The organism is Azospirillum sp. ST 5-10 (assembly GCF_051225715.1).
In the GTDB taxonomy this organism is placed as follows: Bacteria; Pseudomonadota; Alphaproteobacteria; order Azospirillales; family Azospirillaceae; genus Azospirillum.
Genome location: NZ_JBPJSP010000038.1, coordinates 16,139 through 28,185, shown reverse-complemented (window position 1 = coordinate 28,185; position 12,047 = coordinate 16,139). Strand labels below are relative to the sequence as shown.

16 protein-coding genes are annotated in these 12,047 nt (G+C 70.1%); 3 read left to right on the top strand and 13 right to left on the bottom strand.

Going from position 1 to position 12,047, the window contains the following annotated elements:
* Positions 1-18 precede the first annotated feature (18 nt).
* Positions 19-999, top strand: a complete 981-nt coding sequence (locus ACSBPG_RS28175; RefSeq protein ID WP_435540570.1) for a S1C family serine protease — start codon at positions 19-21, stop codon at positions 997-999.
* 120 nt (positions 1,000-1,119) lie between these two features.
* Here the strand turns inward: ACSBPG_RS28175 and ACSBPG_RS28170 are convergent, their stop codons facing one another.
* The 8 genes from ACSBPG_RS28170 to ACSBPG_RS28135 form a co-directional block, all read right to left on the bottom strand.
* The gene (locus ACSBPG_RS28170) at positions 1,120-1,410 is read right to left on the bottom strand and encodes a nucleotidyltransferase family protein (RefSeq protein ID WP_435540569.1); all 291 of its coding nucleotides are present in this window, start codon (positions 1,408-1,410) and stop codon (positions 1,120-1,122) included.
* 287 nt (positions 1,411-1,697) lie between these two features.
* Entirely contained in the window at positions 1,698-2,477 is a 780-nt protein-coding gene (locus ACSBPG_RS28165) for a succinate dehydrogenase iron-sulfur subunit (protein WP_435540568.1), read from the bottom strand.
* A 31-nt stretch (positions 2,478-2,508) separates the two neighbouring features.
* A complete protein-coding gene (gene sdhA, locus ACSBPG_RS28160) occupies positions 2,509-4,299 on the bottom strand; it encodes a succinate dehydrogenase flavoprotein subunit (protein WP_435540567.1) in 1,791 nt (596 codons plus the stop codon).
* A 6-nt stretch (positions 4,300-4,305) separates the two neighbouring features.
* Positions 4,306-4,704, bottom strand: coding sequence for a succinate dehydrogenase, hydrophobic membrane anchor protein (gene sdhD / locus ACSBPG_RS28155; RefSeq protein ID WP_435540566.1), 399 nt, complete (start codon positions 4,702-4,704; stop codon positions 4,306-4,308).
* 10 nt (positions 4,705-4,714) lie between these two features.
* Entirely contained in the window at positions 4,715-5,104 is a 390-nt protein-coding gene (sdhC, locus tag ACSBPG_RS28150; RefSeq protein WP_435540565.1) for a succinate dehydrogenase, cytochrome b556 subunit, read from the bottom strand.
* Between the two features lie 262 nt (positions 5,105-5,366).
* Entirely contained in the window at positions 5,367-5,618 is a 252-nt protein-coding gene (locus ACSBPG_RS28145) for a DUF3126 family protein (RefSeq protein WP_435540564.1), read from the bottom strand.
* 92 nt (positions 5,619-5,710) lie between these two features.
* Positions 5,711-5,974 carry a hypothetical protein gene (locus tag ACSBPG_RS28140; RefSeq protein ID WP_435540563.1) on the bottom strand — a complete coding sequence of 88 codons (264 nt, stop codon included), beginning with the start codon at positions 5,972-5,974 and terminating at the stop codon, positions 5,711-5,713.
* A gap of 9 nt (positions 5,975-5,983) precedes the next feature.
* Positions 5,984-6,337 carry an Mpo1-like protein gene (locus tag ACSBPG_RS28135; protein WP_435540562.1) on the bottom strand — a complete coding sequence of 118 codons (354 nt, stop codon included), beginning with the start codon at positions 6,335-6,337 and terminating at the stop codon, positions 5,984-5,986.
* 102 nt (positions 6,338-6,439) lie between these two features.
* Between ACSBPG_RS28135 and ACSBPG_RS28130 the strand changes: the two genes are divergently transcribed.
* A complete protein-coding gene (locus ACSBPG_RS28130; RefSeq protein WP_435540561.1) occupies positions 6,440-7,468 on the top strand; it encodes an aspartate-semialdehyde dehydrogenase in 1,029 nt (342 codons plus the stop codon).
* Positions 7,469-7,585: 117 nt separating this feature from the next.
* Here ACSBPG_RS28130 and ACSBPG_RS28125 read toward each other — a convergent pair whose 3' ends face one another.
* Positions 7,586-8,557: a mitochondrial fission ELM1 family protein gene (locus ACSBPG_RS28125; protein WP_435540560.1), complete on the bottom strand. Its 972-nt coding sequence runs from the start codon at positions 8,555-8,557 to the stop codon at positions 7,586-7,588.
* Positions 8,558-8,723: 166 nt separating this feature from the next.
* On the opposite strand from ACSBPG_RS28125, the gene ACSBPG_RS28120 reads away from it, so the two are divergent.
* A complete protein-coding gene (locus tag ACSBPG_RS28120) occupies positions 8,724-9,269 on the top strand; it encodes an Lrp/AsnC family transcriptional regulator (protein WP_435540559.1) in 546 nt (181 codons plus the stop codon).
* A gap of 197 nt (positions 9,270-9,466) precedes the next feature.
* Here ACSBPG_RS28120 and ACSBPG_RS28115 read toward each other — a convergent pair whose 3' ends face one another.
* The 4 genes from ACSBPG_RS28115 to nifT are packed head-to-tail and all read right to left on the bottom strand — an operon-like array spanning position 9,467 to position 12,046.
* Positions 9,467-10,330: an SIR2 family protein gene (locus ACSBPG_RS28115; RefSeq protein WP_435540558.1), complete on the bottom strand. Its 864-nt coding sequence runs from the start codon at positions 10,328-10,330 to the stop codon at positions 9,467-9,469.
* Between the two features lie 19 nt (positions 10,331-10,349).
* Positions 10,350-11,546: a DegT/DnrJ/EryC1/StrS family aminotransferase gene (locus ACSBPG_RS28110; protein WP_435540557.1), complete on the bottom strand. Its 1,197-nt coding sequence runs from the start codon at positions 11,544-11,546 to the stop codon at positions 10,350-10,352.
* 3 nt (positions 11,547-11,549) lie between these two features.
* On the bottom strand, positions 11,550-11,831 hold the full coding sequence (locus ACSBPG_RS28105) for a hypothetical protein (RefSeq protein ID WP_435540556.1): 282 nt from the start codon (positions 11,829-11,831) through the stop codon (positions 11,550-11,552).
* A gap of 5 nt (positions 11,832-11,836) precedes the next feature.
* Entirely contained in the window at positions 11,837-12,046 is a 210-nt protein-coding gene (gene nifT / locus ACSBPG_RS28100) for a putative nitrogen fixation protein NifT (RefSeq protein WP_435540555.1), read from the bottom strand.
* Position 12,047: the final 1 nt, after the last annotated feature.

The following is a 12,047-nucleotide window of genomic DNA, read 5'->3' as shown; positions in this document are numbered from 1 at the left end:
TAGCGAAGGAGGCTTGCGATGCGAACGTCCGAAGGCTGGCGGATCCCGCCCGAGTACCAGCCCGATCCGGAGGCGCTGGCCTACGATCTGGAACGGGCCCTGTCCTCGGTGGTGCTGCTGCGCGCCACGGCACCCCGCGACGCCTTCACCGCCGAGTCGCTGGGGACGGAGCGGGCGGGGCAGGGCGTGGTGATCCGCGACGACGGGCTGGTGCTGACCATCGGCTATCTGATCGTCGAGGCCGAGGAGGTGTGGCTGACCACCAACGACGGCCGCGCCGTGCGGGCCCACGTGGTGGCCTACGACCACACCAGCGGCTTCGGCCTCGTGCAGGCCCTGGGACCGCTCGGCGTGCCGGCGCTGGCGATGGGCGACGCCCGCCGGGTGCAGCCCGGCGACAACGTCGTGGTGGCCGGGGCGGGCGGCCGCGTCCACGCGCTGGCGGCGCGGGTGGTGGCGCGCCAGGAGTTCGCGGGCTACTGGGAATACCTGCTGGACGACGCCATCTTCACCGCCCCGGCCCATCCCTTCTGGGGCGGCACGGCGCTGATCGGCCCGGACGGCGCGCTCGTCGGCATCGGCTCCCTGCAGCTCCAGTACCAGGTGCCCGACGAGCGGGTCATGCCCTTGAACATGAGCGTTCCCATCGACCGCCTGAAGCCGATCCTCGACGACCTGCTGACCCACGGCCGGGTGCAGGGGCCGCCGCGGCCCTGGCTCGGCGCCTACTTCACGCAGAACGAGGCGGGGCAGGTGGTGCTGGCCGGCCTGGCCGGCGACGGCCCGGCGAAACGCGCCGAGATGCGCGCCGGCGACGTGGTGCGCGCGGTCGCCGGCGAACCCGTCGGCACGCTGGCCGAACTCTATCGGGCGCTGTGGGCGGTGGGGCCGGCCGGCGTCGACGTCCCGCTCACCCTGGAGCGCGAGGGCGACGTCTTCGACCTGCGCGTCGGCTCGGCCGTGCGCGAGCGCTTCCTCAAGGCGGCGCCGCTGCACTGACCGGTTCGCGGGGCGGATGCGAGACCCGGGGGCGTCCGCCGGACGCGAACGGAGGACGTCCCCCGGCACCGGCTGCGGCCTGCCGGATATGGTCGAGGTGGCTCGGCAGCCGGTCGGCCTTCATACGGGGCGTGCCTCCGCCAGCACCTCGGCGCGGAAGCTGCGTGGCAGGTCGCCGGGAATCCGCAGGTCGACCGGCACGTTCAGCAATGCCTCCAACTCCACCTGGAGTCCGCCGAGGTCGAACAGGGTCGCACCGGGCAGAGCATCCACGAGCAGGTCGAGGTCGCTGCCGTCCCGGTCCGTTCCATGGACGACGGAGCCGAACACGCGCAGATTGGTCACCCGATGATGGCTGACCAATGCGCGAGCGGCATCGCGCTGTCGTGCAAGGGCGACCGAAGGTCTCATACCGTCGAGCCGAAGTCCTGACACACGTTTGCCCCCACCCCGACCCTCCCCCGCTTCGCAGGGGAGGGAGGGGACCCGCGGCGGAGCCGTGGGGAGGGTGGGGGCAGGAGGTGTGTCAGCCATTCCGCTCGACGGTATCATGACACGCTTCTCCCGCGGCGGGCCGGATGAATTCTATCGCGGTGACGGCGCGTGGAAAAGGGACGCTCGGAGGGGCACGGTTCCCCAGCAATGCAAATGGGGCGCCCTTTCGGGCGCCCCACGGTGTCACCGGTTGCCGGGCCGCCTCAGCGCCGGGCCACCATGAGCTTCTTGATCTCGGCGATCGCCTTGGCGGGGTTGAGGCCCTTGGGGCACGCCTTGGTGCAGTTCATGATGGTGTGGCAGCGGTAGAGGCGGAACGGGTCCTCGAGGTTGTCGAGGCGCTCGCCCGTCATCTCGTCGCGGCTGTCGACGATCCAGCGGTAGGCCTGCAGCAGGATCGACGGCCCGAGATAGCGGTCGCCGTTCCACCAGTAGCTGGGGCAGGACGTCGAGCAGCAGAAGCACAGGATGCATTCGTAGAGGCCGTCCAGCTTGGCGCGGTCCTCGGGCGACTGCAGGCGCTCGCGGTCGGGCGGGGCCGGGGACTGGGTCTGCAGCCACGGCTTGATCGAGGCGAGCTGGGCGTAGATGTGCTTGAGGTCGGGGACGAGGTCCTTCACAACCGGCATGTGCGGCAGCGGGTAGATCTTGACGTCGCCCTTGACGTCCTCGATGGCCTTGAGGCAGGCCAAGGTGTTGGTCCCGTCGATGTTCATCGCGCAGGACCCGCAGATGCCCTCGCGGCAGGAGCGCCGGAAGGTCAGCGTCGAATCCAGGGTGTTCTTGATGTAGATGATCGCGTCGAGGATCATCGGGCCGAACTTGTCGAGGTCGACGATGAAGGTGTCGACCCGCGGGTTCTGCCCGTCGTCCGGGTTCCAGCGGTAGAGCTTGAAGGTCTTGGCCCGCTTGGCGCCCTGCGCGGCGTTGACGGTCTTGCCGACGCCGACCCGGGAGTTGGCGGGAAGGTTGAATTCGACCATTGTTTTGCGTCCTTGCCTGCGTTCCGGGGCCTCAGTAGACGCGCGCCTTGGGCGGGAACACGTCGACGTCGTCGGTCAGGGTGTAGAGGTGCACCGGGCGGTAATCGATCTTGACCTCGCCCGTCTCCGCCACCCAGGCCACGGTGTGCTTCATCCAGGTCTCGTCGTCGCGGTTCGGGAAGTCCTCGCGGGCGTGCGCGCCGCGGCTCTCCTGGCGGTTGCGCGCCGAGTTCATGGTGACGACCGCCTGGTAGAGCAGGTTGTCCAGCTCGATCGCCTCGACCAGGTCGGAGTTCCACACCAGCGAACGGTCCGACACGCTGACGTCGCCCTTCTTGGCGAAGGCCTCGCCGATCAGCGTCACGCCCTCCTCCAGCACCTCGCCGGTGCGGAAGACCGCGCAGTTGTTCTGCATGACCTTCTGCATCTCCAGCCGCAGCTCGGACACCTTGATCGAGCCCTTGGCGTTGCGCAGGCGGTCGAGGCGCTCCAGCGCCACGTCGGCGCTGTCGGCTGGCAGGGACTTGTGCGCCTTGGCCTCCTGCACCAGCTCCGCGGCGCGGATGGCGGCGGCACGGCCGAACACCACGAGGTCGAGCAGCGAGTTGGAGCCGAGCCGGTTGGCGCCGTGCACCGACACGCAGGCGGCCTCGCCGATCGCCATCAGGCCGGGCACCACCTGGTCGGGGTTGTCGGCCGTCGGGCGCACCACCTCGCAGCGGAAGTTGGTGGGGATGCCGCCCATGTTGTAGTGGACGGTCGGCAGCACCGGGATCGGCTCCTTCGTCACGTCGACGCCGGCGAAGATCTTCGCCGTCTCGGCGATGCCGGGCAGGCGCTGGTGGATGATCTCCGGCGGCAGGTGTTCCAGGTGCAGGTGGATGTGGTCCTTGTGCTCGCCCACACCGCGGCCCTCGCGGATCTCGATGGTCATCGAGCGGGAGACCACGTCGCGCGACGCCAGGTCCTTGGCCGACGGCGCGTAGCGCTCCATGAAGCGCTCGCCGTTGGAGTTGGTGAGGTAGCCGCCCTCGCCGCGCACCCCCTCGGTGATGAGGCAGCCCGAGCCGTAGATGCCGGTCGGGTGGAACTGGACGAACTCCATGTCCTGCATGCCGATGCCGGCGCGCAGCGCCATGCCGCCGCCATCGCCCGTACAGGTGTGGGCGGAGGTCGCGGAGAAGTAGGCGCGGCCGTAGCCGCCGGTCGCCAGCACCGTCTGGTGGGCGCGGAAGCGGTGGATCGAGCCGTCGTCCATGTTCAGCGCGACGACGCCGCGGCACGCCCCCTCGGCGTCCATGATCAGGTCGAGCGCGAAGTACTCGACGAAGAACTCCGCCTCGTGCTTGAGCGACTGCTGGTAGAGGGTGTGCAGGATGGCGTGGCCGGTGCGGTCGGCGGCGGCGCAGGTGCGGTAGGCCTGGGTCTTGCCGTACTGCGCCGTCATGCCGCCGAAGGCGCGCTGGTAGATCTTGCCCTCGGGCGTGCGCGAGAAGGGCACGCCGTAGTGCTCCAGCTCGATGATCGCCGGGATCGCCTCGCGGCACATGTACTCGATGGCGTCCTGGTCGCCCAGCCAGTCCGACCCCTTGACGGTGTCGTACATGTGGTAGCGCCAGTCGTCCTCGCCCATGTTGCCGAGGGCCGCGGAGATGCCGCCCTGGGCCGCCACGGTGTGGGAGCGGGTGGGGAACACCTTGGTGATGCAGGCCGTCTTCAGCCCCTTTTCGGCCATGCCGAAGGTGGCGCGCAGGCCGGCGCCGCCGGCGCCGACGACGACGACGTCGTAGGTGTGGTCCGTGATCGGATATGCGGTCGCCATGGCCGGTCAGACTCCGAAGGTCAGCTTCAGGACGGAGACGATGCAGATCGCCGCCAGCGCGTAGAGGACGAACTTGGTCACGATGATGGAGGCGACCTTCGCCCACTCATTGTGAACGTAGTCCTCGAACACGACCTGCATGCCGGCCGCCGCGTGGTGGAAGCCGACGGCGACGAACAGGATCATCATGGCCGCCGAATAGGGCGACCGCAGCCACGCGACCATCTCGCCGTAGTCGGCGCCGAGATGGATGATGACGGCGAGCACGAACCACAGGGTGAGCGGGACCAGCGCCAGGGCGGTGAGGCGCTGGTGCCACCAATGGTCCGTGCCGTGCTTGGCCGAGCCGAGACCGCGGGCGTTTCCCAACGGATCGCGCAGAGTGTTCTTGTTGTGTGCGCTCATGATCTGCCCCTCACCAGGCCATCAGGCCGACAATCCAGGCAAGCACCGTCAGCCCCAGCGAGGCGCCGACGACGATGTAGGCGCCGAGTTCGGCGTTCTGCAGCTCGAACGCCATGCCGGTGTCCCACACGAGGTGGCGGATGCCGTTGCTGAGGTGGTAGAAGAGCGCCCACGTCCAGCCGAACATCAGCAGCATGCCGAACCACGAGCCGATGAACCCCTGCGCGGTGGCGAAGGCCTCGGGGCCGGCGGCGGCGGCGATCAGCCACCAGGCGAGGAGGAGCGTGCCGATGACGAGTCCCACGCCCGTGATGCGGTGCGTGATCGACAGGGCCATCGTCCATTCGAAACGATAAACCTGTAGGTGTGGTGAGAGCGGCCGACTGCTGCCGTTTGCCATTTTTTGTGCGTCCTCTGTTCGGCTGCCGGGGGCGGCGCGGGTGCGGGTTGCCGCAGCGGCGGATCAACAACAAGCTCGCATGTGCGAAAGATTTTTCGGCGAACTCGTTTACCCCCTCTCGTCCCCACGAGTCAACGCGCCGACACCCGCTTGCGGGTGTCAGTCTACCACCTAAGTACGAGGGTGTCGGCAGTGCATCCGGCGCTGTGCCGGTATGCCGCAATCGCGGCCGCGCGCGGCGGCCGGACGCGGGCGTCGGCGATCAGCGTCGGCGGGCGGCGGGGCCGGCCTGGGGCAGGTCTTCCTCGAGGATCACCATGTGCAGAGCGTAGGACACCTCGCCCTCGTCGACGTCGCGGTGCAGGGTGCCGATCAGTTCGCCGCCGCAGGTCACTTCGGCGGACTGCCCGGCCTTCGCCGGCGGCTCCACGGTGATCGTGGTGTTGCCGAAGGTCTGGCGCAGATAGGCCTGGACGCGGGCGATCTCGGTGTCGGTCATCTTGGCGGGTGGCATGGCGATCGCTGTCCCTCTCCTGTTCTGTGGGCTCTACGAACCATATGGGTGGCCGGGGCGCCGGGGGAACTCCGGACGCGGTGCGGACGGGTCTATTTGTCGAAGCGTTTCACGTTGACGACCATCATCGTGTACATCTGCGAGATGAGGTCGGCGGGACGCAGGCGGCCGAAGGGGATGTTGTCCTTCGCCCATTCGACGAGGCCGTCGGGCGGGCGCGACGGCACCACTTCGTACCCCGTCTTCTTCAGCGCCGCAAGCACGGCGCGCGCCTGCTTGGTGTAATCCTCGTTGAACAAGGACTTGTCGGCATCCTTGATGGCCTTGGCGATGACGTCTTCGACGGGGCTCGGCATCGGTTCGTCTCATTCCACGCCGGCGCGCCTCAGCTCGCGGCCGAGGCGTCCGGTGCTCCACAGGAGGACCATGCGCAGGTCGCTGACCAGCGACCACAGCGGGTGGCGGAAGGTGGCCGGGCGGTTGCCCTCCACGGCGAGGTGGGCGACCCAGGCGAACCCGTAGCCGCAGACGACCGCCGCCGCCAGCAGCCACGGCTCGGCGCTGACGGCGGCGGCGGCCAGCAGCGCCAGGCCGAGCCCGGTCCCGGCGACGTGCAGGGCGCGGGTCGCCGGGCGGCTGTGCTCGCGCAGGTAATGGGGCCAGAACTCCGCGTAGCTGCGCGGTTCCGGCGGGGTCTCGGCAGCGGGCGGACCGGCCATCGCCACTTCCGTCGGTTCACGATCCTCGGAGCGATTGTTGCATTTCCGGGGGCGAGGGAATAGGTCAAACCACTCCACGTTTCCAGCAGAAGGAACCATCCCATGGGCCGCAAGGGCTACAGAATCGCTGTCGTCGGTGCCGCCGGCAACGTCGGGCGGGAGATCCTGGCCACGCTCGCGGCGCGGGACTTTCCCGCCGGGGAGGTGATCGCGCTGGCCCCGGCGGCGGGAGCCGGCCGCGAGGTGTCCTACGGCGACGACCGGGTGCTCGCCGTGCAGGACGTCGCCCGCTTCGACTTCCGCGGCACCGACATCGTGCTGGCGGCGGCCGGGACCGAGACCGCGGCCGCCGTCGCCCCCAAGGCGGCGGCGGCCGGCGCGGTGGTGATCGACACCACCGCCCACTGGCGCATGGATCCCGACGTGCCGCTGGTCGTGCCGGAGGTGAACCCGCAGGCGCTGGCCGGCTTCGCCCGCAAGCGCATCGTCGCCAGCCCCAACGGGGCCGCCATCGCGCTGGCGATGGCGCTCAAGCCGCTGCACGACATCGCCACGGTGCGGCGGGTCGTCGTCGCCACCTACCAGGCGGTGTCGGCGGCCGGCAAGGAGGCCATGGACGAGCTGTTCAACCAGACCCGCGCCATCTACGTGAACGACCCCGTGGAGGCCTCGGTCTTTCCCAAGCAGATCGCCTTCAACGTCATTCCGCAGATCGACCGCTTCATGGAGGACGGGACGACGCGGGAGGAATGGAAGCTGATGGTGGAGACCAAGAAGGTCCTCGACCCGCGCATCAAGGTGGCGGCCACCTGCGTGCGCGTGCCCGTCTTCATCGGCCACGCCGCCGCGGTCACCGCGGAGTTCGCCGACCCCGTCGAGGCCGATGCCGCGCGCCATGCCCTGCGCGACGCGCCCGGAATCGTCGTCATGGACCGCCACGAGCCGGGCGGCTACATCACGCCGGCGGAGGCCACCGGCGACGACGCCGTCTACGTCAGCCGCGTCCGTGAGGACGTCACGGTGGAGAACGGACTCTCCTTCTGGTGCGCCACCGACAACCTGCGCAAGGGCTCGGCCCTCAACGCCGTGCAGATCGCCGAGCTCCTGGTGCAGGAGCATCTGGGGGAGTGACGGCTCATCGGGGATAGTGCGGAGAAAAACACGAAGATTGGAAGATGAGAAGACTGGCGTAGAGTTCTAATCTTTTCAGTTCTTCCAATCCTCGTGTCTTAAAACCTGGTTCCCGTCCTATCGCCTGCGGGCCCGCTGCTCGGCAAGGCGGCGCCGGATCTCGTCGGCGACGCGCCGGGTGTCGTCGAAGGGGGCGTAGTCCCAGCGCTCCAGGGTGCCGGTGAAGGGGCGGGCGATGCCGTCGCGGTAGAGGGCGTCGAGGAAGGCGCGGAACTTGGGCGAGCCGCCCTCCAGCTCGATCACGTAGACGGGCTTGCCGGTGAAGCACGCCTCGGAGACCATCGACACGCTGTCGCAGGTGACCACCACCGTGTCGGCGAGCGCCAGATAGGCGAAGTAGGGGTTCTCGCCGGTCCCGTCCCACACCTCGGCCGGCAGGCCCGACAGCCGGGCGCGCAGGATCGCCTCGTTGTCGGCGCCGGTGCGGCGCGACGGGGTCACCAGCAGCCCGGCGCCGTGGTCGCGGGCGAGGTGCGCCAGCTTGTCCGCCACGTCGCCCATGACGGTGGGCGTGAGGTGGTAGACGCCGTTGCTGCCGCCGATCAGCACCGCCACGCGCGGGTGCGGCAGCGCGGCCAGCCGCTCGGCGTGGCGGGCCGCGGCGGCGGCCAGGGCCTCGTGGGTCACCCGGTGCAGGGCGCCGCGGGTGGTGACGACGTTGGGCCCGCGCAGGCGGTCGTGCTCCGGCACCACCACCAGGTCGAAGTGCCGGGGCGAGATCTGCGGGTCCTGGATGCGCACGGTGAAGGTCCGCCCGCGGGAATGGCGCCGCGCCGCCAGCGCCGCCGGGTTGCTCTGGCGGCCGATGGCGATCAGCACGTCGGGCCAGGGCGGGCCGACGGGATCGCCGTCGGCGGCGAAGGCGAAGCGGTTGCCGATGCGCAGGAACGGCGTGAGCTGCTTCCACGGGCTGCGCAGGCGGATGCGCTTGACGACGGGGGTGAGGCCCAGGGCCTCGGCCAGGCCCACCCCCTGGTTTTCCATGCCGGCCGCACCCTCGGTGACAACCCAGCAGGTCAGGTCTTCCATCGCGGTCTCGTGTCTATAAGGGTGCGGCCCGTCGTCGCGGCCCGGCGGGCGGTGCATCGAAAAGAGCTCGTCGCCGTCGGGTTGCATCGGGTTCCGGCTTGGCGGAGGGACTGCCACCGTGTAATATCCTTTCCCAGACCATCCCCCGGAGCGAACCGAGCACACCATGCGGCGGGTCAAACTCGACCGAATTGACCGGCGTATTCTGCGCGACCTGCAGAACGACGGCCGGATGACGAACGTAGAGCTGGCGCGGCGCGCCGGCATCTCGGCTCCCCCGTGCCTGAGGCGCGTGCGCGCCCTGGAGGAGTCCGGGTTCATACGCGGCTATCACGCCGACATCAATCCCGATGCGCTGGGCTTCGGGGTGACGGTGTTCGCCCAGGTGGGCCTGACGAGCCAGGCCGAGGCGGACCTGAAGAAGTTCGAGGATCTGGTGAACAGCTGGCCGATGGTCCGCGAGTGCAACATGCTGGCCGGCGAGTTCGACTTCCTGCTCAAGGTGGTGGCGGAGGACTGGGACGACTACCAGCGCTTCCTGACCACCAAGCTGACCTCGGCGCCCAACGTCGCGCACGTGAAGTCGGCGCTGTCGATCCGCTGCTCCAAGCACCTGCCGGGGGTGCCGATCGACGTCGACTCCCCCGACATCCCGGAATCCCTGCAGGACGACGAGGACGACGAGCCCGCACCGGCGCGCGCCGGGCGGTGAGACGATCATCCCTCCCCCGGCGCCGCCGGGGGAGGGAAGGGGCCCATGCACAGCATGGGAAGGGTGGGGGCGAGGTCTCGCAGGGAGGCCGGAGCCCCCGCGGTGCCGCACAGGCAGTCCGGCATTCGAGCGACACCTTGCCCCCACCCGGCCCTTCGGGCCACCCTCCCCCGCCGGAGGCAGGGGAGGGTTTGACGTCAGCCCGCCATCGCCGCGTCGATGCGGGCCAGCGCCTCGGTCAGCGGCAGGTCGATGCGCTGGATGCCGTACTGGTCGAGGAAGCGCGCCTCGTTCCTGGTGAGATCGCCGTCGATCACCGCCCAATGGGTGTCGGCCGCGCGCTTGGCGATCTGGCGGGCGAAGGTGCGCTGGATCTCGGCGTCGAAGCGGCAGCCGAGGAACAGGAAGCTGCGGCCGCCGCGGCGGTCGATCACCGTCTCCGGGATCGGCGTCTGGATGTCGATCTCGGTCAGCACCTCGACGAAGTCGCTGTCGGAGACCAGGTAGTTCCCGGCCGGCGAGACGCCGCCCGAGGGCTTGTACAGCACGGTCTTCCAGCCGGCGGCGGCCGTGGCGTCGGTTTCCGATCCGTCGGGCGCGTAGTACTTCACCCATTCGCCCGTCGATTGCGGGTGCGACAGCCCCTGCACCTGGCCCCAGAGGCGGCCGGCGTCGGCGGCCAGCAGCCGCTCCAGCACGTCGTCGTACCACACGTCGACCACCAGCGGCACCGCCGGCAGGCCGGCGACCCAGCGGTGCGCCGGCGTCGCCGGCACGTCGGTGCGGAAGATCTCGCTGAGGATGCCGTCGAGCGACTTGCGGTGGCGCCGCGTCTCGATGTACTGGGCGACCGCCGTCAGGCTGGAGCGGATGCGGCCGGGGGCCGCCACCTTGGCGTTGAGGCGCTGCGCCAGTTCGGCCGAGGTGCGGGGGATCGGGCAGCGGCCCTCGGGCAGGGTGGCGAAGGTGCCGGGCCCCAGGTAGGGCACCACGGTGCCCGCGTGCAGGCCGTCGGCGATGGCGCGGACGGCGTCGCCGGCCGTCAGGGTGGTGTCGCTCATGGGGGCATCCGTCCTGTGGTCACAAGTAGATGGCGGCGCCGGCGCCGGTGTTGACGGTGGCGTCCTTCAGCGTCTCGACGATGAAGCGCACCTGGTCCTCCGTCACCTTGTGGTGCAGCGGCAGGGCCAGCGTGCGGTCGGCGGTCTTCTGGCAGACCGGGAAGTCGGCCCGGTTGCAGCCCCGCTCCTGGTAGTATTGCTGGGTGTAGAGGGGCTGGCCGTAGTCGGAGGCGTCGACGGCGTGGGTGTCCAGGTCCTCGATGATCGCCTTGCGGCCCGACGCGGTGAAGCGGGTGCCGAGGTGAACGGCGTAGACCATGGGGTTGACCGTCTCGGCGCCGGGGCCCTTGTAGGGCGGCTTGATCCCCTCGAAGGAGGCCATGGCCGCGTCGTACCAGCCGACGACGCGCCGCCGCTTCTCCAGGATCTCGTCGAGCCGCTTCAGCTGGACCAGGCCCAGCGCGGCGTTCAGGTCGCCCATGGAGGCCTGCCAAGGCAGGGTGCGGGTGATGACCACGGTGTAGCGGTGCTCCGCCTCGCGCCGGCGCAGGTAGCGCAGCTCGTGCGCCAGCGCCCGGTCGTCGGTGACCACCATGCCGCCCCCGCCGGCCAGCAGGACGCCGGGTTCGGAGAAGTCGAAAACGGCGCAGTCGCCGAAGGTCCCGACCATGCGGCCCTTGTAGGTGGAGCCGATGGCCTCGCTGGAATCCTCGATCAGCAGCAGCCCGCGGGCGCCGGCGAGCGCGCGCAGCTCGTCCCAGTGGGCGGGATGGCCGTTGACGTTGCCGGCGACGATGGCGCGGGTCGCCGCGGTCACCTTGGCCGCCGCCTTCTCCGGGTTGATGGTGTGCTGCCAGTAGTCGATGTCCACCAGCACCGGCGTGGCGCCGCTCAGCGCCACCGCGTGCTGCACCTGATGCCAGCCGAAGGGGGAGCACAGGACCTCGGCCCCCGGGCCGATGCCGTGGGCCTTGAGGGCCAGCAGCAGCGCCATGGTCCCGCTCGACACCGCCACCGCGTGGGCGCGCCCGACGTGGGCGGCGAAGGCCGCCTCGAAGGCTGCCGTCATGCGCCCGTCGTTCAGCGGGCCGGCGGTGAGGACGCGGCCCAGCACCGCGACCTCGGCGGCGGAGATGTCGGGATCGACCAGGGGGATGAAATCGTCGTCGCCGGCGTCGGCCGCGGCGTCGTCCGCGGGGGTGACGGTGTCCAGCATGGTTCAGTCCTCCTCCTCGCGCTGCGCGATGACCAGGCCGCTGGCGGCGTCGGGGTCGGCGGTGATGGTCCAGCAGTGGTTGCGGCCGTCGACGAGGAAGAGGGCGAACCGCTCCTCCTCGCGGTACGGCTCCTCGGCCATCACCGAGGCGAAGGTGCCGGTGACGGGGAGGCCGGGGAAGGCGTCCTTCACGGCGTGCACCACGGCGGAGACGCCGTCGCCCGCGGCGAAGCGGGCGCCGGCCATGGCGGCGACGGCGTCGAGGGTCTGCGTCGACAGGGCCATGGTCGTCACTCCCCGCCGACCTTGCGGGCCTCGACGGTGATGGGCAGCCGCGTGTCGGCGGCCATCTCCGGCAGTTCGAGGGTCCAGCCGTTGGCGACCTTGACCCAGCCGCCCCACAGCCCCGGCTTCTCCATCGCGACGATGGCCTCTTCCAGGTCCTTCTTGGCGACGTAGATCGTGAACCCTTCGCCCACCTTGCGCACCATCACCTTCATG